Annotated in this window: 19 protein-coding genes; 10 read left to right on the forward strand and 9 right to left on the reverse strand. The window is 72.1% G+C overall.

From position 1 onward, the window contains the following. Positions 1 to 141 precede the first annotated feature (141 nt). From ABZ806_RS31720 to ABZ806_RS31730, 3 genes are all read right to left on the reverse strand, one after another. Complete coding sequence (locus ABZ806_RS31720) at positions 142 to 972, reverse strand: ABC transporter permease (RefSeq protein ID WP_500221112.1); 831 nt, start codon at positions 970 to 972, stop codon at positions 142 to 144. Then, positions 969 to 3434 (reverse strand): alpha/beta fold hydrolase, encoded by a 2466-nt coding sequence (locus ABZ806_RS31725; RefSeq protein WP_500221113.1) that lies wholly within the window; start codon positions 3432 to 3434, stop codon positions 969 to 971. Before ABZ806_RS31725 ends, ABZ806_RS31720 begins: the two co-directional genes overlap by 4 nt. Before the next feature lie 67 nt (positions 3435 to 3501). After that, positions 3502 to 4143 (reverse strand): TetR/AcrR family transcriptional regulator, encoded by a 642-nt coding sequence (locus ABZ806_RS31730; RefSeq protein ID WP_500221114.1) that lies wholly within the window; start codon positions 4141 to 4143, stop codon positions 3502 to 3504. A gap of 79 nt (positions 4144 to 4222) precedes the next feature. Here ABZ806_RS31730 and ABZ806_RS31735 point away from each other — a divergent pair, with 79 nt between their 5' ends. Both ABZ806_RS31735 and ABZ806_RS31740 read left to right on the forward strand, forming a co-directional pair. Beyond that, positions 4223 to 6853 (forward strand): MFS transporter, encoded by a 2631-nt coding sequence (locus tag ABZ806_RS31735; protein ID WP_500221115.1) that lies wholly within the window; start codon positions 4223 to 4225, stop codon positions 6851 to 6853. A gap of 55 nt (positions 6854 to 6908) precedes the next feature. Beyond that, complete coding sequence (locus tag ABZ806_RS31740; protein ID WP_500221116.1) at positions 6909 to 7736, forward strand: YceI family protein; 828 nt, start codon at positions 6909 to 6911, stop codon at positions 7734 to 7736. 6 nt (positions 7737 to 7742) lie between these two features. Here ABZ806_RS31740 and ABZ806_RS31745 read toward each other — a convergent pair whose 3' ends face one another. From ABZ806_RS31745 to ABZ806_RS31765, 5 genes are all read right to left on the reverse strand, one after another. After that, positions 7743 to 8396 carry a SecDF P1 head subdomain-containing protein gene (locus ABZ806_RS31745; protein WP_500221117.1) on the reverse strand — a complete coding sequence of 218 codons (654 nt, stop codon included), beginning with the start codon at positions 8394 to 8396 and terminating at the stop codon, positions 7743 to 7745. A 562-nt stretch (positions 8397 to 8958) separates the two neighbouring features. Further along, on the reverse strand, positions 8959 to 10071 hold the full coding sequence (locus tag ABZ806_RS31750) for a 2-oxoacid:ferredoxin oxidoreductase subunit beta (RefSeq protein ID WP_500221118.1): 1113 nt from the start codon (positions 10069 to 10071) through the stop codon (positions 8959 to 8961). Continuing rightward, positions 10064 to 11905, reverse strand: a complete 1842-nt coding sequence (locus ABZ806_RS31755) for a 2-oxoacid:acceptor oxidoreductase subunit alpha (protein WP_500221119.1) — start codon at positions 11903 to 11905, stop codon at positions 10064 to 10066. Before ABZ806_RS31755 ends, ABZ806_RS31750 begins: the two co-directional genes overlap by 8 nt. Before the next feature lie 395 nt (positions 11906 to 12300). Continuing rightward, entirely contained in the window at positions 12301 to 13548 is a 1248-nt protein-coding gene (locus ABZ806_RS31760; protein WP_500221120.1) for a LolA-like protein, read from the reverse strand. Positions 13549 to 14057: 509 nt separating this feature from the next. After that, complete coding sequence (locus ABZ806_RS31765) at positions 14058 to 15122, reverse strand: hypothetical protein (RefSeq protein ID WP_500221121.1); 1065 nt, start codon at positions 15120 to 15122, stop codon at positions 14058 to 14060. Positions 15123 to 15488: 366 nt separating this feature from the next. On the opposite strand from ABZ806_RS31765, the gene ABZ806_RS31770 reads away from it, so the two are divergent. The 4 genes from ABZ806_RS31770 to ABZ806_RS31785 are packed head-to-tail and all read left to right on the forward strand — an operon-like array spanning position 15489 to position 18285. Next, positions 15489 to 15860, forward strand: coding sequence for an NADH-quinone oxidoreductase subunit A (locus ABZ806_RS31770; RefSeq protein ID WP_500221122.1), 372 nt, complete (start codon positions 15489 to 15491; stop codon positions 15858 to 15860). 37 nt (positions 15861 to 15897) lie between these two features. Next, positions 15898 to 16791: an NADH-quinone oxidoreductase subunit B gene (locus ABZ806_RS31775; protein WP_500221123.1), complete on the forward strand. Its 894-nt coding sequence runs from the start codon at positions 15898 to 15900 to the stop codon at positions 16789 to 16791. Further along, a complete protein-coding gene (locus ABZ806_RS31780; RefSeq protein WP_500221124.1) occupies positions 16788 to 17339 on the forward strand; it encodes an NADH-quinone oxidoreductase subunit C in 552 nt (183 codons plus the stop codon). The genes ABZ806_RS31775 and ABZ806_RS31780 overlap by 4 nt, the downstream gene beginning before the upstream one ends. Next, entirely contained in the window at positions 17332 to 18285 is a 954-nt protein-coding gene (locus ABZ806_RS31785) for a complex I subunit 1/NuoH family protein (protein ID WP_500221125.1), read from the forward strand. The genes ABZ806_RS31780 and ABZ806_RS31785 overlap by 8 nt, the downstream gene beginning before the upstream one ends. A gap of 15 nt (positions 18286 to 18300) precedes the next feature. Here the strand turns inward: ABZ806_RS31785 and ABZ806_RS31790 are convergent, their stop codons facing one another. Next, positions 18301 to 18897: a ComEA family DNA-binding protein gene (locus ABZ806_RS31790; RefSeq protein WP_500221126.1), complete on the reverse strand. Its 597-nt coding sequence runs from the start codon at positions 18895 to 18897 to the stop codon at positions 18301 to 18303. A gap of 459 nt (positions 18898 to 19356) precedes the next feature. On the opposite strand from ABZ806_RS31790, the gene ABZ806_RS31795 reads away from it, so the two are divergent. The 4 genes from ABZ806_RS31795 to ABZ806_RS31810 are packed head-to-tail and all read left to right on the forward strand — an operon-like array spanning position 19357 to position 22644. Further along, on the forward strand, positions 19357 to 19797 hold the full coding sequence (locus ABZ806_RS31795) for a 4Fe-4S binding protein (RefSeq protein WP_500221127.1): 441 nt from the start codon (positions 19357 to 19359) through the stop codon (positions 19795 to 19797). Then, on the forward strand, positions 19794 to 20345 hold the full coding sequence (locus ABZ806_RS31800; RefSeq protein WP_500221128.1) for an NADH-quinone oxidoreductase subunit J family protein: 552 nt from the start codon (positions 19794 to 19796) through the stop codon (positions 20343 to 20345). Before ABZ806_RS31795 ends, ABZ806_RS31800 begins: the two co-directional genes overlap by 4 nt. Beyond that, complete coding sequence (nuoK, locus tag ABZ806_RS31805; RefSeq protein WP_500221129.1) at positions 20345 to 20725, forward strand: NADH-quinone oxidoreductase subunit NuoK; 381 nt, start codon at positions 20345 to 20347, stop codon at positions 20723 to 20725. Before ABZ806_RS31800 ends, nuoK begins: the two co-directional genes overlap by 1 nt. Next, on the forward strand, positions 20722 to 22644 hold the full coding sequence (locus tag ABZ806_RS31810; protein ID WP_500221130.1) for an NADH-quinone oxidoreductase subunit 5 family protein: 1923 nt from the start codon (positions 20722 to 20724) through the stop codon (positions 22642 to 22644). The genes nuoK and ABZ806_RS31810 overlap by 4 nt, the downstream gene beginning before the upstream one ends. Positions 22645 to 22651: the final 7 nt, after the last annotated feature.

Raw genomic sequence — 22651 nt, forward strand, 5'->3', positions numbered from 1 at the left:
TAATCGTCGTCACCTCATGCGACGCGGCCGGCGCGGGCAAGGTTCGCTGAGCTTATGCGACGAACACGGTCGATTCGACCGATTTTCTGGAAGATCTTGTCGGCGTAACGTCGTTGGACGGTCACAATACGTGTCGGAAATTCACGACACGATGTCGCGCGATCGGAAGCGGCGGAACGCCAGGGCGAAAAGGATCAGCGCGTAGGTAACGGATATCGCCGAGCCTTTCGCCATGCCCGTCCACTGGATCTGCGGCTGGAGGGCGTCCATCCACGCGTACATCCAGTGGGTCGGGAGGAAGTCGCGCCACGCGCCGAGCGCGGTGACGGCGTCCAGGATGTTGCTGACGATGACCAGGCCGACGGCGCCGCCGACCGCACCGAGGGGCGAGTCGGTGGTCACCGACAGCAGGAACGCGAGGGCGGCGACGACCAGCTGGGCGATCAGGGAGTAGCCGACGATGATCGCCATCCGGCCCAGTGCGGTGCTGACAGGGACGGTGCCGCCGGTGGGGAGTTCGACGTCGCCCCAGCCGAAGCCCGCCGTCCCGGCCGCGAGGGACATCAGCGGCAGGCTGACGACCGCCACGACGGCGTAGGAGAGCGCGACGACCAGTTTCTGGCGGAGCAGCCGGGCGCGCGGGACGGGCGCGGCCAGCAGGTAGCGCAGCGACGACCACCCCGCCTCGCTCGCCACGGTGTCGCCGCAGAACAGGGCGACGGCCACCACCAGCAGGAACCCCGTCGAGACGAACAGGGCGAAGAGGGCGAAGTTCAGCGCGGACGACGTGGCGACGTCGACCAGGCTGGGGAGTCCGTCGGGGCCCGGGTCGCCGCCCAGCTTGAACGCGAGCACCAGGACCCACGGCAGGACGAGCAGGATCCCGAACGCGACGAGGGTCCGGCGGCGCCGGAACTGGCGGACGGCCTCGACGCGCAGGGGCAGCGTCCGCCGGACGTCGTAGGTCGTCATGGCGCCTCTCCGATGATCTCCAGGAACGCGTCCTCCAGCCGGCGGCCCGAGCCGGTGATCTCGCTGACCGGGCCGGCCGCGACGCGGCGTCCGCCCGCCATGACGACCGCGTGCGTGCAGGACTGCTCGACCTCCGCCAGCAGGTGGCTGGAGACGATCACGGTCCGCCCGGCGGCGGCGTACCGGACGAGCACCTCCCGCATCTCGCGGATCTGGGGCGGGTCGAGGCCGTTGGTCGGTTCGTCCAGGACGAGGAGGTCGGGCAGGCCGAGCATGGCCTGCGCTATGGCGAGCCGTTGCCGCATCCCCTGCGAGTAGGTGCGCACCGCCCGGTCGAGCGCGGAGCCCAGGCCGGCTATCTTCAGCGCCTCGTCCAGGTGGGATTCGTCCTGGGGACGGCCGGTGGCGCGCCAGTACAGGTCCAGGTTGTCGCGGCCGGAGAGGTGGGGGAGGAACCCGGGCCCCTCGACGAATGAGCCGAGGCGGGACAGGACGGGCGCCCCGGGCGTCACGCGCTGACCGAAGATGCGGATCTCGCCGGAGTCGGGGTGGATCAAACCCATGAGCATGCGCAGGGTCGTCGTCTTCCCCGCACCGTTCGGGCCCAGGAGCCCCAGCACCTGACCCTTCTCGACACGGAACGACAGGTCGGCCACAGCGAGATGACCGTTCTTGTACGCCTTCGTCAGACCGGTTATCTCCAACGGGACGTCGCTGTCCGCGGACGAGTCGCGCCTACGACGCCCGGGCAGGAGGATGGCGACGGCAATGGCGAGCCCAGCCGCCGGCAGCGCCCACACCCACGCGGGCAACGGCGCGGACGCCGTCGTCAGCGCCGGGACCGTCGGGACGCTCAGCGGCGACACCACCTGCACCTTGAAGGACGAAGGCGCGGCAGGGGTGGCGAAGCCCATGTCGGTCGTCGCGATGACGAGGCGCAGGCGGTGGCCGCGGTCGAACCGGTAGTCCATCGCCGGGAGCGTCACCGTCACCTCGCCGCCAGACGAACCACCCGACACCCGGAACGGTGCCGCCAGCCGACGCGCCGGAGCAGCGTTGCCACCGGGTGCGACGTCGTAGAGCTTCGCGAACAGCGGCCCGTCTCCCCGCACCTTGAGGCGGACCGTGGCCGCCCCGGTGAGCCGCACCGGATGGTCCAGCGGAGCCGTGTCGAACGCGGCGGTCTGGCCCGGCATGTCGGACGGCACCGACCCGCCCAGCGCGCCCAGCGAGGACAGCGCGCCCAGCCCCGGCGCCGACGAGATCGACGGCGGCGACCCGCCCGCCGGATTGAAGATCATCTGCTCCCGCCCCGACAGCCGCATCCCGACCGGATCACCGGCGAGCCCCGGATACCGCGACGTCGTCGCCTCCTCCACGACGACCCGCTGCGTGGACGAGTCGAGCCCGCCCGCCCGCGTCACCGTGAAACCGTCCAGAGCCGGTCCCGAGCGGCGGAGCCGGGCGTCGAAGAAGTCGCGCACCAGCCCCTCGACCCGCTCGGTCTCCGGGTCGCCGCCGTCATGCCCGCCCTGGAACCACACCACCGACACCGGCGCGCCGTTCCGGGCGATGGCCCGCGCGTTCGCGTCGGCCTGGTTCAGCGGGAACAGCGAGTCGGTCTGCCCCTGGACCAGCAGCGTCGGCACCCGGATCCGGTCGGCGACCGACGCCGGGCTCGACCTCCGCAGCGTCTCGATCGCCGCCGCGGTCGGCCGGCCCGTCTCCGCGACCTCCTGGTACATCTCGCACAGGGACGGCAGGAAGCGCCCGCACGCCGTCCGGTCCGCGCCGCTCGTGAAGAAGACCCCCGCCCACAGCTTCTTGAACACGCCCTCCGCCGGTCCGGCGCCGGTCGCGGACGGGAACAGCGCGTCCGCGAGGCCGTTCCAGGTGATCTGCGGCGCGATGGCGTCCACCCGCCGGTCGTAGGCGGCGGTCATCAGCGCGATCGCGCCGCCGTAGGACTGCCCGGCCATGCCGACGCGCGGGTCGCCCGGCCCGTCCAGGACGACCTCGGGGCGCTTCGCGAGCCAGTCGATGAGCTGCCGGGTGTCCTTGACCTCGTAGTCGGGGGAGTTGAGCGCGATCTCCCCGGTCGAGCGCCCGAACCCGCGCGCCGACCAGGCCAGCACCGCGTACCCGGCGCGGGCCAGTTCGCGGGCCTCGCCCGCCACCTCCCGCTTCGAGCCGCCGAAGCCGTGCCCCAGCATCACCGCCGGGCCCTTCGACCGCCCGACCGGCCGGTAGAACGTCGTGTCGAGGACGACGTGCTGGTCGTTCTCCGGCCCGTCCACCACGGCGATGCGCTGCTCGGACGTCTCGACGTGCGGCGCGTCGCCGGCCGTGAACCCCCAGGCGGCGCCGCCGCCCGCCAGCACGACCGCCGCGCCGGCCGCCGTCCAGCGCGTGGCCCGTCCCGTCCTGCCCCACCGCGCCCGGACAGCGCCCCCCAGCCTCATGGTCAGCAACCCTATGCGCGGCGCGCCGCGCGGGTCTCCGACCGGAAGACGATCTCCGCCGTGCGGGCTACGCCCGGTGGCGTACGGGCGGGGCGAGCGCGGCGGTGAACATGGCGGTGAGCCGGTCGGTGACCTCGGCCGGGTCGGCGGCGCGCAGGTCGTCCAGGCCGAACAGCCGCCGGACCGGACCGCCGCCCATGATGATCGTGGACGCGAGCAGCGCGCGGGCGCGGGCGTCCGGCCCGTCCAGCTGCTCGATCATCGGCTGGACGATCACGTCCTCCAGGTAGCGGAGCAGTATCTCCTTGACCTCGGGCTGGCCCGCCGACCGGTCCAGCATCCGGGACATGGCGGTGGCCGGGCCCTGGTCGATCTGCCGGACGAAGTGCTCGGCGAGCCGCCGCGGCAGCCCCGCCGGGTCGCCCGCGATGACGCCGCGGATCACCGACTCGCCCGCCAGGACGTCGCCGAACAGCGCCGCCTTCGAGCCGAAGTACCGGTTGACCAGCGCGACGTTCGCCTCGGCCAGCGCCGCGATCTCGCGGACGGTGACGCCGTCGTAGCCGTGCTCGCCGAACAGGTCGCGGGCTGCCTTCAGGATGCGCCGCTCGGTCGCCTCCCGGTCCCGCCGCGGTCGCCGGCCCCGGCCGCCGGCCCTGCTCGCGTCCTGGTTCCTAGCGGAGAGCGTGCGCTCGTCCTCGACCTGCATCCCCATCCCTGGCCTGTCGGTAACGGTCAGTGTTCAGTATCCAACGAGTTGCAAGTAAACAAGCGTCTACCTAGGATACATGCACGGCACAGGTAATTTCCGTACGCATGGGGGCAGGGTGGCACAGACCAGCGTGACGTCGCACGGCCAGGCGGCGTCCGAGCCCGCTAGACCGCAATACACGCACCGGCAGATCCTGAAGATCCTCGCCGGTCTGATGATGGCGATGCTGACGTCGATGATCTCGACGTCGGTCGTCGCCACGGCGCTGCCGACGATCGTCGGCGACCTCGGCGGCCAGGACCAGCTGTCCTGGGTGGCGAGCGCGTCACTGCTCACGATGACCGCCTCGACCCCGCTGTGGGGCAAGCTGTCGGACATCGCCGGGCGCAAGCTCATGTTCCAGACCGCCCTGCTGGTCTTCGTGCTCGCCTCGGTGGGCGCCGGGCTGTCGCAGGACATCGGCCAGCTGATCGCGGCCCGCGCGTTCCAGGGCCTCGGCGTCGGCGGCCTTTCCGCGCTCGCCCAGGTCATCCTCGGGGACGTCGTCGAGCCCCGGCAGCGCGGCCGCTACGCCGGCTACATGGGCGCCGTCTTCGGCGTCGCGACGGTCGCCGGCCCGCTGCTCGGCGGGTTCATCGTGGACGCCGACGGCCTCGGCTGGCGCTGGTGCTTCTACGTGTGCGTCCCGCTCGCCGTGGTCGCGTTCCTCGTCATCCAGCGGGTGCTGAAGCTGCCGAAGGTGCGGCGCGACACCCGGGTGGACGGGTTCGGCGCGTTCACCATCACCGGCAGCGCCGCCCTGCTCATGCTCGTCCTGTCCATGGGCGGGACGGAGTTCGAGTGGAACTCCCCGTGGACCTACATCCTGCTCGGCGGCGCGGTCGTCCTGCTCGTCCTCGCGATCTTCGCCGAGCGCATCGCCCGCGACCCGATCCTGCCGCCCCGGCTGTTCCGCAACCGGATGTTCCTGCTGACCTCGTTCGTCTCCATCTGCGTCGGCATGGCGATGTTCGGCGCGATGATCTACATGCCGCAGTACCTGCAGATCGTCAAGGGGATGAGCCCCACCGCGTCCGGCCTGATGACGCTGCCGCTCGTGCTCGGCATGCTGGTCACCTCGACCGGCTCCGGGCAGATCGTGACCCGGACGGGCCGCTACAAGATCTTCCCGGTGATCGGCCTGGCCTGCGTCGCCGGCGGGATGTTCCTGCTGTCGCAGCTGCACACCGACTCCTCGAAGGTCGTGATCGGCGCCGACCTCGCGCTCCTCGGCGTCGGGATGGGGCTGACGCTGCAGATCCTGATCCTGGCCGCGCAGAACGCCGCGGCGCCCGCCGACCTGGCCTCGACCACGTCCGGCGTCTCGTTCTTCCGCAACCTCGGCGGCGCGATGGGCGTCGCCGCGTTCGGCGCGATCCTCACCAACCGGGTGGCGGAGGAGATCTCCTCCGGCTTCCGCGCGGCGGGCATCCCGATGCCGTCCGGCACGGCCGGCAACCTCGGCTCGCCCGAGGAGATCCAGAACCTGCCCGAGCCGGTGCACGGCATCATCACCGAGGCGTTCACCAAGGCCATGGAGGCCGTCTTCCTGGTCGGCGTCCCGGTCGCGGTGATCGGCTTCCTCGCGGTCCTCGCGCTGAAGGAGCTGCCGCTGCGCGGGTCGGCGGACCGGGGCAAGGGGGCCAAGAAGCCTCCGGCGGGCGACGGCCCGGCCGAGGACGGCGTCGTCCGTCCCCCGTCCCCGGTCGCGCGGACCGGCGCGGTCGGCGCCATCGGCGCGGCCAGCGCGGTCGGCGGGGTCGCCGGCCGGCACGCACGCGAGAACGGACACGCCCCGGACGTGCCGCTCAGCACGGTCGCCGCGCCCGCGCAGGCACCGGCGGCGCCCGACCTGGCGACGCAGGCGCAGCTCCTCGCCGAGCAGAACGGGCACGGCGGGCAGGACGGCGGCGTCCCCGTCCAGGGCACCGTGCGGACCGGCGACGGCGTGCCCGTCCCGTCCGCCGCGCTGACCCTGATCGGCGTGGACGGCCACCAGCTCGCCCGCTCGATCACCCGCGAGGACGGCCGGTACGCGCTGCCGACCCCCGGCCCCGGCAGCTACGTGCTGATCGCCGCGACCGGCGAGCACGAGCCGCAGGCCGCGACGCTGGTCGTCGGGGACAAGCCGGTCGAGTTCGACCTGTTGCTCGCGGGCAACGGCGGCCTCGCCGGGACGGTCCGCAGCGGCGACGGCAGCCCGATCGCGGGCGCGATGGTCGTCGTCACCGACGTGCGCGGCGACGTCGTCGGAACCGGCCGCACCGACGGCGACGGGAACTACCTGTTCAAGGACATCACGTCCGGCACCTACACGCTCGCCGTGTCCGCCGCCGCGCACCGCCCGGTCGCGCTGCCGGTGGAGGTGGTCGGCAACGGCCAGTCCCGGCAGGACGTGGAGATGCCGCCCGGCGCCCGCGTCCGCGGGACGATCCGCGGCGAGGCGGGCGAACCGATCGCGGAGGCCCGGGTCACGCTGGTGGACGCGGCCGGCAACGTCGTCGCGATGGTGATCACCGGCCCGGACGGCGAGTACGCGTTCACCGACCTGACCGGCGGCCAGTACACCGTGATCGCGTCCGGATATCCTCCGGTCGCCACCGGTCTGTCGCTTTCGGGCAGCGGGCTGGACGAGCACGACGTGACGCTCGGCTACCCCGGCGCATGACAGGCGGGACCCCGGGCCGTCCGGCGGTGGCCGGCCCCCGACACGAAGGTCGTTGATGGACGCTGAACGTGGTCTGCGCGGGACGGTGCGGACGAAGGACGGCTGGGCGGTGCCGCACGCCATCGTCACGGTGACCGACCTGGCCGGCGACCAGGTCGCGCGGGAGCGGACCGGGGAGGACGGCGTGCTCGCCGCCGGCCCGCTGCCCACCGGGACGTACACGGTGATCGTGACGGCGGCGGGCTTCCAGCCGGCCGCCGCCACGCTGATCGTGTCGACGTCCGGCACCGCCGACGTCGGGAAGATCGTCCTGGGCCGGGCCGGCGGCACCGAGCTGCCGGCGCCCGGCCCGTGGACGATCGACCCGGCGCACTCCACGGTCGGCGCGGTCGCACAGCACCTGGGCCTGTCCAGCGTCCGCGGCCGGTTCGCCGCCTTCGAGGGGCGGATCGAGGTCGCCGAGCCGGCCGAGGAGTCACGGGTCACGGCGCGCATCGAGGCCGCGTCCATCGACACCGGCAACAAGATGCGCGACGACCACCTGCGCTCGGCCGACTTCATGAACGCCGACGTCAACCCGGTCATCACCTACGAGGGCGAGGGGCTGACCGCCGCCGGGCCCGACCGCTGGACCGTGCACGGCCGCCTCACCCTCAACGGGATCACGCGGCCGGTCGACCTCGACCTGACCTACCTCGGCGGCGGCTCGGACCCGTGGGGCGGCGTGCGGGCCGCGTTCCGCGCCACGGCCGAGCTGCGCCGCGCCGACTTCGGCATCCGGTTCAACCAGATCCTGGAGGCGGGCGTCGCACTGGTCGGCGAGAGCCTCCGCGTCGAACTGGAGATCCAGGCCGTCCAGGGCGAGGAGCTCCCGGAAGGCTAGGCGGCCTTAGCGCCCCTTGAGGTCGCGGACGAGCTTCTTCGCCGTCGCCTTGTCCGGCGAGCCGGTCACCACGACCTTCCCGTCGGTGATCGCCATGTCGACGCGGGGCAGCGTGACGAGCCTGTCGCGGACGATGAACGCGAGGTCGCGCCCCACCGTCGCCCGGGTCAGCCGCGCGAACGCCGCCCGGTCGACCGGCCGCAGCGTCAGCGCCACGTCGTACCCGCCGGGCTTCACCCGCGACTTCTGGATGCGCAGGTCGGCGACCTTGTGGATCGCGATGCCCTGGGTGAGGCGGTAGCACGTCGGGCCGGTGGCGGCCTGCCCGGTGATGCCCCGCGTCCCGGCCGGGCACGGGCCGGGGCTCGCCTGCGCGACCGGGTAGATGTGCAGCGGCGCGGCCAGCGCGACCGGCCGGGTCCGCATCGAGGACGCGATCAGCCCGCCGGTCACCGCGACGGCCGCGATCAGCAGCCCCAGCGTCAGCACCATGACCAGCAGCGCGGACCGGTGCTGGTCGGCGGCCCTGGCCGGCGCGGCCGGCTGCCGGACCGGTCGCCGCCGTCCCGCGCGGCTCCGCTTGACCTCCGCCGCCCGCCGCTGCCGCTCGGCCGCGCGGGCGCGCCGCCGGGCCGCCTCGCCGCCCGGGGCCGGCAGCACCGCCGTGGCCGCTCCCGGCTGTGGCGCCGTGGCCGCTTCTGGGTGTGGCGCCGTGGCCGCTTCCGGCTGTGGCGCCGTGGCCGCTTCCGGCCGCGCCGCGTCCGGTGCGCCTGGCGCGTCCTGGACGCTCGTCCCGGCCCGGAGGCTCTCCCGGCCCGGCGCCGCCGCCGGATCGCCGCCGGACCCGGCGTCCAGCGGTCGCGTGCCGCCGGCCTCCAGGGGAGCGGTGGACGCCGAGGCCTGCTCGTCCGATGCCTGGTCAGCGGGGGGTGAGGAGGGTGGAGCGGGGGAAGGCGGGGCGGGCGCGGGCGCCCGGTCGCGCGGACGATCCTTGTTGCGGCGCGGAATGACCCGCATCGTCACCTCCCCGGCTCCATGATCTCCGCCAGTCTTTCAGCATGAGACGCCGCCCCGCATCGTGTCTCGCCGGAAGACCGCCGCGAATCCTCCAGTGGTCGTCATGTCCAACAGTGCCCCGTTCGCACGCGTTCAATACGCGCGAAAAAGCCCGGCCCCGGACGAACCGGGGCCGGGCCTGTACAAAGGTGATCAATCAGGACGGCTAGTCGATGCGCCAGGTGTCGCCGGAGCCGAGCAGCGCGGCCAGGTCGCCCTCGCCCTGCTTCTCGACGGCCTCGTCGAGCTGGGCCCGCATCAGCTCGTCGTAGGACGGCCGGTCGACGTTCCGGAAGATGCCGATCGGGGTGTGCTCGAACGCCGGCTGGTCCAGCCGCGACAGCGCGAACGCCTGCGACGGGTCCGGGTTGTGGGCGTCGTGCACGGCGATCTCCGACGCGGACACGTCCGCGACGTTCACCACCTCGAACGACCCGGTCGGCGTGCGGCGCAGCGCCTTGGAGCGGTCCGCCCCGAACACGATCGGCTCACCGTGCTCCAGCCGGATCGTGATGTCGTCGCGGACGTCCGGGTCCTTCAGCGGCTCGAACGCGTTGTCGTTGAAGATGTTGCAGTTCTGGTAGATCTCCACGAGCGCGGTGCCGCGGTGCTGCGCCGCCGCCCGCAGCACCGACTGCAGGTGCTTGCGGTCGGAGTCGATCGTCCGGGCGACGAACGTGCCCTCCGCGCCGATCGCGAGCGACAGCGGGTTGAACGGCGCGTCCAGCGACCCCATCGGCGTCGACTTGGTGATCTTGCCGAGCTCGGACGTCGGCGAGTACTGGCCCTTCGTCAGCCCGTAGATCCGGTTGTTGAACAGCAGGATCTTCAGGTTGACGTTGCGGCGCAGCGCGTGGATCAGGTGGTTGCCGCCGATCGACAGCGAGTCGCCGTCCCCGGTCACCACCCACACCGACAGGTCGGGCCGGGACGTGGCGAGCCCCGTCGCGATCGCCGGCGCGCGGCCGTGGATCGAGTGGAACCCGTAGGTGTTCATGTAGTACGGGAACCGCGACGAGCACCCGATGCCGGAGATGAACGTGATGTTCTCCCGGCGCAGCCCGAGCTCGGGCAGGAAGGACTGGACGGCCGCGAGGATCGCGTAGTCACCGCACCCGGGGCACCAGCGCACCTCCTGGTCGGTCTTGAAGTCCTTCAGCGTCTGCTTCTGGTCGGTCTTCGGGACGAGGGAGAGCGGCGACCTGCCGTTCCCGCCGGCGTGCCCGTTCCCGTTCCCGTTGACGGCGCCGTTCCCGTTGGGAGAGCCGTTCTCACTCACTGTCGATCACATCCTGGATGACGCCCTGCAGCTCTTCCGCCTTGAAGGGCAGGCCGCGGACCTGGTTGTAGCCGATCACGTCGATGAGGAACCGGCCGCGCAGCAACATCGAGAGCTGGCCGAGGTTGATCTCCGGGACGATGACCCGGTCGTAGGAGCGCAGCACCTCGGGCAGGTTCGCGGGGAACGGGTTGAGGTGCCGCACGTGCGCCTGCGCGATGTTCCGGCCGGTCGCGCGGACCCGCCGGACGCCCGCGGAGATCGCCCCGTACGTCCCGCCCCAGCCCAGCACGAGCACGCGGGCGGCACCGGACGGGTCGTCCACGGCGAGCGGCTCGACGTCGCTTGCGATGCCGTCCACCTTGGCCTGGCGGAGCCGGGTCATGGTGTCGTGGTTGGACGGGTCATAGGAGATGTTGCCGGACCCGTCGGCCTTCTCCAGGCCGCCGATCCGGTGCTCCAGCCCCGCGGTGCCCGGGATCGCCCACGGACGGGCGAGGGTCTCCGGGTCGCGCTTGAACGGCTGGAAGTCCTCCTGCGAGGGCTCGGCGAAGTTCGGCTCGATCGTCGGCAGCGACGCCACGTCCGGCAGCTTCCACGGCTCGGAGCCGTTCGCGAGGTAGCCGTCCGACAGCAGGATCACCGGCGTGCGGTACTTGACCGCGATCCGGGCCGCCTCGATCGCCGCGTAGAAGCAGTCCGACGGGGACTGCGGCGCGATGACCGGGACGGGCGCCTCGCCGTTGCGTCCGTACATGACCTGCAGCAGGTCGGCCTGCTCGGTCTTGGTCGGCAGGCCGGTGGACGGACCCGCCCGCTGCACGTCGATGACCAGCAGCGGCAGTTCCGTCGCGACGCCGAGCCCGATCGTCTCGCTCTTCAGCGCGATGCCCGGACCGGACGTCGTGGTGACGCCGAGCGACCCGCCGAACGAGGCGCCGAGCGCCGCTCCCACCGCGGCGATCTCGTCCTCGGCCTGGAACGTCCGCACACCGAACTTCTTGTGCTTGGACACCTCGTGCAGGATGTCGGACGCCGGGGTGATCGGGTACGAGCCGAGGAAGATCGGCAGCCCGCTCTGCACGCCCGCGGCGACCAGCCCGTACGCGAGCGCGAGGTTACCGGTGATGTTGCGGTACAGGCCGGGCTCGTGGTCGGCCGGCTTGATCTCGTACTGCACCGAGAACGCCTCGGTGGTCTCGCCGTAGGACCAGCCCGCCTGGAAGGCCGCGATGTTCGCCTTCATGATCTCGGGCTTGCTGGCGAACTTGCGCTCCAGGAAGCCGAGTGTTCCCTCGGTGGGACGGTGATACAGCCAGGACAGCAGCCCCAGCGCGAACATGTTCTTCGCGCGCTCGGCGTCCTTCTTGGAGATGTCGAAGTCCTCAAGGGCCTTCACCGTCATCGAGGTCAGCGGCAGCGCGTGCACGCGGTACTCGGCGAGCGAGTCGTCCTCGACCGGGCTGGTCTCGTAACCGACCTTGGCGAGGTTGCGCTTGCTGAACTCGTCGGTGTTGACGATGAGGTCGGCGCCGCGCGGCAGGTCCGCGAGGTTGGCCTTGAGTGCGGCCGGGTTCATCGCGACCAGTACGTTGGGCGCGTCCCCGGGCGTGAGGATGTCGTGGTCGGCGAAGTGCAGCTGGAAGCTGGACACGCCGGGCAGCGTCCCGGCCGGGGCGCGGATCTCGGCCGGGAAGTTGGGCAGCGTCGACAAGTCGTTGCCGAACGCCGCGGTCTCCTGGGTGAAGCGGTCACCGGTCAGCTGCATGCCGTCGCCGGAGTCTCCGGCGAATCGGATGATGACGCGGTCGAGTTGCTGGACCTGTTTGGTCACAGAGGAAGACCTCCTCGACGGGCAGCACCGTCCCGGGGGAGGCACCCGGGATCGTGATGCTACTTAGGCTTGCCTTCATGGTATGTCCGGGATCGGATGGTGTTATCGGGACGACCGCTCACCGGAAGGTACGACCTGGGGCGGTGCCCTAGTTCATCCCGGAACAGAGGCTGCTGCGCTGTCGGCACAGGTCGACGTGCAGTCGCCGGACCAGCCGCCGCGCGAGGCTCGTCGAGGAGCCGCGGCTCCCCAGGGGCGTGGAGTTCACGAAGCGAAGTGTAGACAGCGCGGATCCGCCCGGGCGGCACCGCCCCTGGACACGCGCGTCCGATGTCGGTATCGCGCGCGTCCGATGTCGGTGTCGCGCGCGGCCAGGGGTGGGGGCGCGTGGTGCGCTAGGGACGCCCTGGTGATCGTGATGTGGCGATCTCCGGCCCGTCGGACCGCTCGGCCGTCGGCGCCCCCGGTGTGGCGGGGCCGGACGTGGCCGGATCCGGCGTCGCGTTCTTCCGCCTGAGCACGGCCTTGCGCTCCCGGTCGACCTGCGCGAGCAGCGCGGGGACGTCCGTCTTGTCCAGCGCCTCGCCGACGACGCGGGCGGACGCCTCGTACGGGTAGGAGCCGGGGTTGTCGAGGGCCTTCTTCGTCCAGTTCCGCCACAGCTTGCTGGTCACGGTGCAGCGCAGCGTCAGTGAGCGGTCGGCCTGCACCGCACCCGAAGTCCTGCAGGACCCGAGCGGCGTGCCCCTGGACGTGATCGACGCCCGCAGCGCGGCCCGCGCGCCGTCCGGCACCGACCCCTGGGGGGCGGTCAGCGTGGCGGGCAGGGTCACCGTGCAGCCGTTGGTGTTCTGGTCGCAGTTGCTGAACGTCAGCGTCCCCGGCCGGAAGTGCAGGTTCGGGTCGGGCGCGCCGCCGAGCGCGGCGATCCGCGGGCGCAGCTCGGTGAACAGCGTCGCGGGCGCCGCGACGGGCGCGGCGGCGAACCGCGGCTCGTACTGCCCGGCGGCGCGCACCGACAGCAGCCGGTACGGCGGCAACGCCGTGATCAGGTAGTCGGCGGCGGACGTCGTGACCTTGTACGCCCGGACGCCGTTCACGTCCTCGGTCGGCGGGTTCCCCGACGTCTTCCGCAGCGCCTTGGCGATGGACTTGGGCCCGAGGACGTCCGACACGTCGAAGCCGGGCATCGACGCGGGCGCCTTCGACCACTGGTTCGCGTAGTACTCGGGATGCGCGATCTCACCGGCGTAGTCGCGCCAGAACGCGAGGCCCGCCTTGAGATAGGTGATGCCGTCGATCGCGGCGACGTCCGCGGTGAGGGTGCCCGCCGTGATCCGCCCGGTCGCCGAGCCGGACGGCGTCACGCGCAGATGCGCCTGGACGGGCTGCCCCTTCAGCGTCATGGTGCCGTCGTAGCGCACACCGGTCCCGGACGTGAGCCTGCGGCCCGCCGCGAGCGTCCACGCCGGCGGCGGCGCCGACACGGTCGGCGTGGCCTTCTTCTTCACCGGCTCGTCACCGCCGCCGAGCGCGACCGCCGCCACGGCACCGGCGGCGACCACGACGACGGCCGCCGCCCCCGCGACGACCATGACCCGCCGCCCGCGCCCGCCCCCCTGCCGCCCGCCCTTCCCAGGCATGACCACACCACCCCGCTGCCCGGGTGGAGTGGAGCCGCCCGGTGGGGCGAAGGGGCCCGGTCGCACCGGCCCGCCGGGCCCGCCGGGTGGGGTGGGCATGTGGGCGTAGGCGTTCGGGGGGACGGCGCCGGGGGGCGCGGGGGTGTCCGGGGCGGGGGCGCCGCCGGCCGGGACGGGGGGATGGGGCGGGGGGGAGGACGGCTGTGACGGCTCGTCCTGTTCTGCGCTCACTCGGGGCTCACTCTGCTCACTTCCGGGGCCCGGATTCGGCCCGACCGTCAGACACAAAGCAAGGGATGCGGATGCGTCTCCAGCGGGTGCCGGCGAGGCTCGGGACCGGACCGGGGGGTGGTGGGCGGCCGCCGGGGCACTGGAGGGCGTCCCCAAGAGCATAAGGGCGCCCGGTGGTGCTTTCCCCTCAACGGGGGAGCACCACCGGGCGCCCGGTTCACCGCGGGTCAGCGCGCGGCGCCGCGCTCCATGCGCGTCACCTGCGCCTCACCTGCGGCTCACTCGCTCTCGAGGCCGTTCTGCAGCGCCTGCACCTCGGCGGACGTGGCGCCGATCACCTTGTACTCGGCGTGCTTGTAGAACGTGCCGCCGGTGCCCTTGGCCCAGCTGCGCCACGCGCTGGTGCTGACCCGGCAGCTCGCCCACTGCGAGGTGGTGCTCGTGAGGGTGATCTGGGTCGAGCAGGTGCCGAGGTCCTTGCCGGTCAGCGTGGTGGCGGTGATCCGGAACCGGACCTCGACCGTGACGGGCTTGTCCACGCCGAACGGCGGGCGGATCTTGGCCTGCACGGTGCAGCCGCTGCTGCTGTTGCAGCCGCCCTTCTTCCACTCGTCGACCGAGGGCCGGGCCGAGCCGTTGAAGGAGTCCTTCAGCTCGCCCATGCTGGAGCGCATGTCGGAGACGAGGGACCGGGCGTCACTGGAGTCCTGCGGGGTGACGTCCACCGTGACGCGCGGCGAGGTCGCCTCGTAGCGCAGCAGCTCCGCGTCGTCCTCGTCGGTGATGTAGATGGTGGAGGAGAAGGTGCTGAACTTGAGGGCCTTCTTGCCCTGCCAGGTGGTCTCGATCGGCTTGGCCCTGGACGTCCTGGCCGTGCGGAGCTTGGAGGCCAGCACCGACGGCGTCAGCTGCCGCTTGAAGTCGATGTCGAGCTCGTCGTCGTCCAGCCGGCCCCACTGCTGGCCGGCCTTCAGGTAGAACGGGTCGTCGGTACTGATCTCCTTCTCCCAGTACGACTTGTCGGCCTTCACGAACAGCTTGCCGTCCGCGGAGAGCACGGTGACCCTGTCACCACCCCAGGTGACATCGCCCATCGCGCGGCCGCCCTTGGTGACGTTCAGCTCGCCGCGCAGGGTCTTGGAGCCGCCGAAGGTGCCCTTCAGGCTCACGGCGCGCGCCGTGGACATGCTGGTCGCGGCCGCGGTCAGCTTCTCCTCGGGCGACTTGCCGCCGCTCACCGTCACCGCGTACACGACCACGGCGATGATGATGAGGAACACGAGCCCGCCGCCGATGAGCCCGATGATGAGCCCGCCGCCTCCGCCGCGCCTCGGCGGCGGCATGGCGGGGCCCATCGGGGCGCCGGGGGGCGGCGGGAAGAAGGGCGGCGGGGTTCCGGGCCCGCCGTATCCGCCGGGCGGGGGAGGCCCGCCGGGACCGCCGGGCGCTCCGGGCCCGCCCGGACCGGGGCCGCCCGGTCCCGCCGGAGGCGGCGGGGGCGGCCAGGAGGCTCCGCCCGGGGATTCCCAGCCAGGGGGAGGCGGGGGGTTGCTCATCCGGTCACGTCCTTCCAGGTCAACCTGACCCAATGCAAACCTAGTGTGCAGCAAAAGCATGACATTGTGCTCCTCCGGGGTGGAGGTACGACGCCACACTCCCCTGACTCTCGATCCGGGGATACTGGATGAGACGCACGCGAGGAGGACCTGGTGCATAACTATTTCGACACATATGTCGTTGTGGTCGTCCTGCTCCTCGTGGGCGCGGGGATCGTCGGCGGAGCACTCGGCGCGAACCGGATGCTGCGTCCGGATCGTCCCACGGCGGAGAAACTGACCACGTACGAGTGCGGGGTCGACCCGGTGGGCGAGGGCTGGGCCCACTCGTACGTGCGCTACTACGTGTTCGCCTACCTGTACGTGGTGTTCGCCGTGGACGCGGTGTTCCTGTTCCCCTGGGCGACGGTCTTCTCCGACCCCGGCTACGGGGCGACGACGCTCGGTGAGATGTTCGTCTTCCTCGCGTTCCTGGCGACCGGTCTCGCGTACGCGGGCAAGAAGGGCGTTCTGTCCTGGGTGTGAGCCCCAGGGGCGGGCGCCGCGCTGTAACAATGGCGCCGTGGGCACCATCGATCTACCGCCGCCGAGCGTCGGGCCGCTGTCGCGGCTCGCGCCCAAGCCGATCAAGTTCGTGCTCAACTGGGGCCGCCGCTACTCGCTGTGGGTCTTCAACTTCGGCCTGGCCTGCTGCGCCATCGAGTTCATCGCGACGTCGATGAGCCGGCACGACTTCATCAGGCTCGGCGTCATCCCGTTCGCGCCCGGCCCCCGGCAGGCCGACCTGATGGTCGTCTCCGGCACCGTCAGCGACAAGATGGCGCCCGCCGTGCGGCGGCTGTACGAGCAGATGCCCGAACCCAAGTACGTCATCTCGTTCGGCGCCTGCTCCAACTGCGGCGGACCGTACTGGGACTCCTACTGCGTCACCAAGGGCGTCGACCAGATCATCCCGGTGGACGTGTACGTGCCCGGCTGCCCGCCCCGTCCGGAGGCGCTGCTGCACGGGATCGTCCACCTGCAGGAGAAGATCGCGGCCGAGTCGCTCGGCGACCGCTACACCGGCGGCGACGCGCTCAGCCCGCCGCCCGCGCCGCGCCCGCTGTCGGCGACCGTGCTGCGCCGCCCCCTCCAGCCGCCGCCCCCGCCCCCACCGGAGGAGGAGACGTTCGAGCACTGGGACGTCATGGGCGAGGAGGCCCGCCGGGAGGGCGGGGGCGCCGAGGACGAGACGAAGCCCGTCCGGGCGCTCCCGGCCGAGGAGGCGCCCGTCGAAGAGGTGTCGGCCGACGAGGTGACCCGGCCGGTCCCGGCCCTGGAGGACGAGACGGCGACGCGTCCCGTCCGGTCGGTCGAGCACGATCCGTCGATCATCCCCGGGCTGGTCGACGACGACGATGATGACGACGACGGCCCCGACGACGACCACGACGACCGGATCGGACGCGAGCGGTGACCGCCGGCCTGGCGGACGCCTGGACGGCCCGGTTCGGTGACGAGGTCAGCATGGAGGAGACGTCCGGCGGCCTCGCCGTCGGAGTCCCGCCCGAGCACTGGGTGGACGCGCTGACCTTCGCGCGCGACGACCTGGCCTGCGGCTTCTTCGACTGGCTGACCGGCGTGGACGAACTGGAGGACGGTTTCGCCGTCGTCGTCCACGTGTACTCGCTGGAGCGCCGCCACCACCTGCTGGTCCGGACGCGCGTCCCGCGCCGGGCCCCGGTGCTGGCGACGGCGACGGGCGTCTACCGGGGCGCCGCGTGGCACGAGCGCGAGACGGCGGAGATGTTCGGGATCCTGTTCGAGGGCCACCCGAACCTCGTCCCGCTGCTGCTGCCGGACGGTTTCGAGGGCCATCCGCTGCGCAAGGACTTCGTGCTCGCCGCCCGCGTCGCGAAACCGTGGCCGGGCGCCAAGGAACCGGGCGAATCGGGCCACGGCGCCCCGAGCCGCCGCCGCGTCCGTCCCCCCGGCGTCCCCGAGGATTGGGGCCCCCATGCTTGAGGTCGTCGTCAAGCTGGCCCTGGTCGCGGCGGCGTTCGCGCTGCTTCCGCTGCTGGTGGGGCAGGCCGAGCACAAGGTGATGGCGCACATGCAGGGCCGCCTAGGCCCCATGTACGCGGGCGGTTTCCACGGCTGGGCGCAGCTCGTCGCCGACGGCGTCAAGTTCGCGCAGAAGGAGGACGTGGTCCCGCGCGACGCCGACCGGTGGGTGTTCAAGCTGGCGCCGGGTGTGGCGCTCGTCCCGTACCTGCTGGTCCTGCTGGTGATCCCGGTCGGTCCGGGCGGCCAGGTCGCGCTCGACCTCGGGCCGGGGATCTTCTTCGCGCTCGCCGTGATGGGCGTCGGCGTGATCGGCGCGATCATGGCGGGCTGGGCGTCGGCGAACAAGTACTCGTTGCTCGGCGGGATGCGGGTCGCCGCGCAGCTGATGTCCTACGAGCTGCCGATGGTGTTCGCGGCGTCGTCGGTGGCGATGGCGGCGGGCACGCTGTCGCTGCAGGGGATCGTGGGCGAGTGGCGCTGGTGGTGGCTGCCGTGGCAGGCCGTCGGCGCCGTGGTGTTCTTCGTCGCGGGCCTCGCCGAGCTGCGCCGCCCGCCGTTCGACATGCCAGTCGCCGACTCGGAGATCATCTTCGGCCCGTACACCGAGTACGGCGGGCTGCGGTTCGCGCTGTTCCTGCTCGCCGAGTACGCCGGGATCGTGGTGCTGTGCGCGCTGACGGCCGTCCTGTTCCTGGGCGGCTGGAAGGGCCCGTTCCTGAACACCGAACTCGGCTGGCTCTGGACGATGCTCAAGATCGCCGTGCTGGCGTTCTGCGTCATCTGGCTGCGGGTCAGCTACCCGCGCATGCGCGAGGACCAGCTGCAGAAGCTCGCGTGGGCGTGGCTCGTCCCGCTGTCGCTGGCCCAGCTCGCGCTGACCGGCGTCCTCAGCGTCGCGCTCTGACGGCCGGCCCGGAGGTCAGCGCAGGAAGATCGTGTAGTCGGCCATGAGGGGGAGGACGTCGGCGGGGATGTCGGCGTCCACCGCCATCTCCTCCGCGGACACGAACCCGCCGTGCTCCTCGCGGCGGTGGACGACGCGGCCCGCCATCTCCGGGGTCATGCCCGGCAGCGCCTCGATGATCTCGCGCGGCGCGCTGTTGACGTCCACGAGGCCGCCGTCGTCGTAGCTGCGCGGCGCGTCGGGACGGCCGATCCGCAGCTCGCGGGCCAGCGCCGGGTCGTCGGCGGCGAGCGCGCGGGCCTCCTCGCGCAGCGTCCGGCGGTACTTGGCGTACTCGATCGCGCGCTCGTTCTGCCGGTTGCGGGGCGTCTCGCGGGGGAAGACGGACGTCCGGACCGCGAACGCGTGCCCGGTACCGGCAAGCCACAGCAGGATCCCCACGAACGACCCGAGCACGGTGAGGGCCGCGTTCCCGGACTGCATCAGCGTCAGGACGGCGGCCGTGCCGGCCCCGTACCCGGCCGCGGTGGCGCCGAGCCCCCACGAACCGCTCCGGATGGCCGCGTAGAGGAACGAGAACGGCGTCCCGTAGCCGAGTGTGATGAACGGCACGAACGCCCACAGCACGCCACTGGTGGCCTCCGAAGGCGCCGGCGGCACAGGAGCGGAGGGCGGCCCGGGAATCGGCGGGCCCGGAAACGGCGCCCCGGGGAACGGCGGGCCGGGAGCGCGCCACCCGGCCGGCCCGTACGAGCGCGACCCCGGCCGGCGGACCGGCTGCGTGTGCCCCTGATGCGGTTGGCCCGGGGCGGGACGCGGCCGGCGGCCCGGCTCGGGATCGAACGGGCGGTCTGCGTGATGGCTCACAACCCCTCCCTGCCCGTAAGCGCGCCTGATACCACACGGCCTACTCCAGGTAGGACGAATGCCGAGCGCATCGCGTTCCCCCCGCGCCCGTCGTACGCAATCATGGGGCGGGTGGGACGGCTACCAGGAGGCGGGCTGGCCAAGGGGCTGGCGGTCACGTTGCGGACGATGACGCGGCGGTCCATAACGCGTCAGTACCCCGAAGTGCGACCCGATCTGCCCCCGCGCAGCAGGGGCGTCATCGCGCTGTTCGAGGAGAACTGCACCGTCTGCATGCTGTGCGCCCGCGAATGCCCCGACTGGTGCATCTACATCGACTCCCACAAGGAGACCCTCCCGGCCGAGGGCGGCGGACGTCCCCGGACCCGCAACGTCCTCGACCGGTTCGCGATCGACTTCGCACTGTGCATGTACTGCGGGATCTGCATCGAGGTGTGCCCGTTCGACGCGCTGTTCTGGTCGCCGGAGTTCGAGTACGCCGAGTACGACATCGCCGAGCTGACCCACGAGAAGGAGCGGCTCCGCGAATGGATGTGGACCGTCCCGCCGCCGCAGGCCCACGACCCGTCCGCCGAACCGCCGAAGGAGATCGCCGCGGCGGAGAAGGCGGCGGACCGCGCGGCGCGCCGGGGTCCGGGCCGGTGAGCGGCCAGGAGGTCGTGTTCACGCTGCTCGGCGTGGTCGCGGTCGGGTCCGGGATCCTGGTCGTGACGACGCGGCGGCTCGTCCACGCGGCGCTGTGGCTGGTCGTGTCGTTCGGCGCGCTCGCGGGCGGCTACCTGGTGCTGACTGCGGAGTTCGTCGCCTGGGTGCAGGTCCTCATCTACGTCGGCGCGATCGTGGTGCTGCTGCTGTTCGGGATCATGCTGACGCGGGCGCCGATCGGGGAGTCCGCCGACCTGGACTCCGGCAACCGGTGGGCCGCCCTGGCCGTCGCCGCCGGCACGGCCGCCGTCCTGGTGACGGTGATGGTCATCGGGTTCCGGGACGAGCGGATGCCGCTGCGCGCGGGCGGCGGGTCGGCGGAGGAGCTCGGCGCCGCCGTGTTCCGGACGTGGGTGCTGCCGTTCGAGGTGCTGTCGGTGCTGCTGCTGGCCTCTCTGGTCGGCTCCATCGTCCTGTCGCGCTCCGACATCGGCCCGGCCTCCTCCGGCCCGGGAGCGTCCGGCCCTGGTGAGGGGGAGGAGGGCTGATGCACCTGGCCTACCCGACGGTCGTCGCCGCGCTGCTGTTCTCCGTCGGCGTGTACGGGGTGCTGGCGCGCCGCAACGCGATCCTCGTGCTGATGTCGGTCGAGCTGATGCTGAACGCGGTCAACCTGAACCTCGTCACGTTCGACGTCTGGTACCAGGACGAGCTGCACGGCGGGCAGGTCCTCACGCTGTTCACCATCGTGATCGCGGCGGCGGAGATCGGGCTCGGGCTGGCGATCGTCCTGCTGGTGTTCCGGAACCGGAAGATGATCGACGTCGACCGCCTGCGGACGCTCGCGGAAGAGGACGGGCCCCGGCCGCGTCCGGCCGAGCCCGAATCCGAGCCCGAATCGGAGCCCGAGGCGGTCGACGCGCAATGATCTGGCTCGCCTCGCTGGTGGCGCTGCCGCCGTTCCTCGCCGCGTTCGCCGGGATGCTGTTCGGCCCGTCCCTGACCCGTGCCGTGCGCGGCCTGCCGGGCGGCGGCCCGGGGGTGATCGCCTGCGTCCCGGTCGGCGTTTCGACGGTGCTGTCGGCCGTCGTCGCGTTCGTCGCGTGGCGCGATCCGGAGCCGCGGACGGGCGTCCTCTCGCTGGTCGACACGGGGTCGGTGCCGGTCGAGGTCGGGTTGCAGGTGGACGGCCTGTCCGCCGTGGTCGCGCTCATGGTGTGCTGCGTCGCCCTCGCCGTCCAGGTGTACTCGGTCGCCTACATGCGCGGCGACCGGCGGTACTCGTCCTACGCGGCGTTCATCTCGCTGTTCACGTCCGCGATGCTGCTGGTCGTCTACGCGGGCGACCTCCTGCTGCTGTACGTGGGCTGGGAGGTCATGGGCATCTGCTCGTACTTCCTGATCGGGCACCACTGGGAGGAGCGGGCGAACTCGCGGGCGGCGGTCAAGGCGTTCCTCGTCACGCGGCTCGGCGACGCCGGGTTCCTGATCGGCGTGATCGTCCTCGGCGTCGGTGCCGGGACGTTCCAGATCACCGAGATCGTCGCGCGGGCGGGGCAGCTGCCCGGCTCGACGGTCACCGCGGCGGCGCTGCTGCTGCTCGCCGGGGTCGCGGGCAAGAGCGCGCAGTTCCCGCTGCACACCTGGCTCCCGGACGCGATGGCGGGCCCGACTCCGATCAGCGCGCTGATCCACGCCGCGACGATGGTCGCGGCGGGCGTCTACGTCATCGCCCGCCTGAACCCCGTCTTCCTCGCCGCGCCGGGCGCACTGACCGTGCTGGCCCTCATGGCGGTGATCTCCATGGTCGGCGCGGCGTGCGCGGCCCTCGCGCAGGACGACCTGAAACGCGTCCTGGCGTACTCGACGATCAGCCAGCTGGCGGTGATGGCCGCCGGGCTGGCCGTGGGCGCGAAGTCCGCGGCGGTCTTCCACCTGCTCACGCACGGCGCGTTCAAGGCACTGCTGTTCCTCGCCGCCGGATGCGTCATCGTGACGGCCGGATCGAACATGCTCCGCGACTACGGCGGTCTCCGGCACGGCATGCCGATCACGTTCGGGGCGATGACGGTCGGGCTGGCCGCGCTCGCGGGCGTCCCGCCGTTCAGCGGATGGTTCTCCAAGGACTCCATCATCGAAGCCGCCCAGCACTCGGCCCTGCACGGCGGCGAGCTGGGCGGACTCGTCCACACGTCATTCGTCGTCAAGCGCGGTGAGGGCTTCGTGCTCGGGACCAACGAGCCCCACACGCTGCCGGGCGGGGTGGCGTGGCTGGTGTATCTGGGGTTGCTGGCCACGGTCGCCCTGACGGCGGCTTACGCGATGCGCATGTGGCTGATGACGTTCTTCGGTGAAACACGCGGGTCGTACGAGGTGCGCGACCCGTCGCGTGTCATGACGTGGACGATCGAGGCACTGGCCGTCCCTGCCGCGATCCTTGGATTCTTCGGGCTCGGTGCTTCGGAGCTGCGCCCTCACCTTGGAGCGTCGTTGCTCAGCGTCCTGCTGGTGGCGCTTGGGGCGGGTGCCGCCTTCCTGGTGTGGAACCGTGACCCGGCACTGGATCCGGCGCGCGCGCTTGGGCCGGTCCGTCCCGTCTTCGCACGAGGCTTCTTCGTGGACGAGTTGTACGCGGCGGCGATCGTCCGTCCGGTCAAGGCCCTTGCGCGTTACGTCGTGACGTTCGACCGCATCGGCGTGGACGCCGCCGTCGTCGGCACGGGACACGGCGCCCGCCGCCTCGCGGAACTGTTCCGCCTCCCGCAGAACGGCAACCCGCAGACCTACCTCACCGGCCTGCTCGCCGGCGTCGTCGTCATCGTGGCCGGGGTGGTGATCTTCCTTTGATCTTCGT

Source organism: Spirillospora sp. NPDC047418 (genome assembly GCF_040643275.1).
In the GTDB taxonomy this organism is placed as follows: domain Bacteria; phylum Actinomycetota; class Actinomycetes; order Streptosporangiales; family Streptosporangiaceae; genus Spirillospora.

Excerpts from the sequence above, each read along its gene's own strand:
- ABZ806_RS31720 (WP_500221112.1), bottom strand. The coding sequence starts at position 972 with ATGACGACCTACGACGTCCGGCGGACGCTGCCCCTGCGCGTCGAGGCC.
- ABZ806_RS31725 (WP_500221113.1), bottom strand. The coding sequence starts at position 3,434 with ATGAGGCTGGGGGGCGCTGTCCGGGCGCGGTGGGGCAGGACGGGACGG.
- ABZ806_RS31730 (WP_500221114.1), bottom strand. The coding sequence starts at position 4,143 with ATGCAGGTCGAGGACGAGCGCACGCTCTCCGCTAGGAACCAGGACGCG.
- ABZ806_RS31735 (WP_500221115.1), top strand. The coding sequence starts at position 4,223 with ATGCACGGCACAGGTAATTTCCGTACGCATGGGGGCAGGGTGGCACAG.
- ABZ806_RS31740 (WP_500221116.1), top strand. The coding sequence starts at position 6,909 with ATGGACGCTGAACGTGGTCTGCGCGGGACGGTGCGGACGAAGGACGGC.
- ABZ806_RS31760 (WP_500221120.1), bottom strand. The coding sequence starts at position 13,548 with ATGCCTGGGAAGGGCGGGCGGCAGGGGGGCGGGCGCGGGCGGCGGGTC.
- ABZ806_RS31765 (WP_500221121.1), bottom strand. The coding sequence starts at position 15,122 with ATGCCGCCGCCGAGGCGCGGCGGAGGCGGCGGGCTCATCATCGGGCTC.
- ABZ806_RS31785 (WP_500221125.1), top strand. The coding sequence starts at position 17,332 with ATGCTTGAGGTCGTCGTCAAGCTGGCCCTGGTCGCGGCGGCGTTCGCG.
- nuoK (WP_500221129.1), top strand. The coding sequence starts at position 20,345 with ATGCACCTGGCCTACCCGACGGTCGTCGCCGCGCTGCTGTTCTCCGTC.
- ABZ806_RS31810 (WP_500221130.1), top strand. The coding sequence starts at position 20,722 with ATGATCTGGCTCGCCTCGCTGGTGGCGCTGCCGCCGTTCCTCGCCGCG.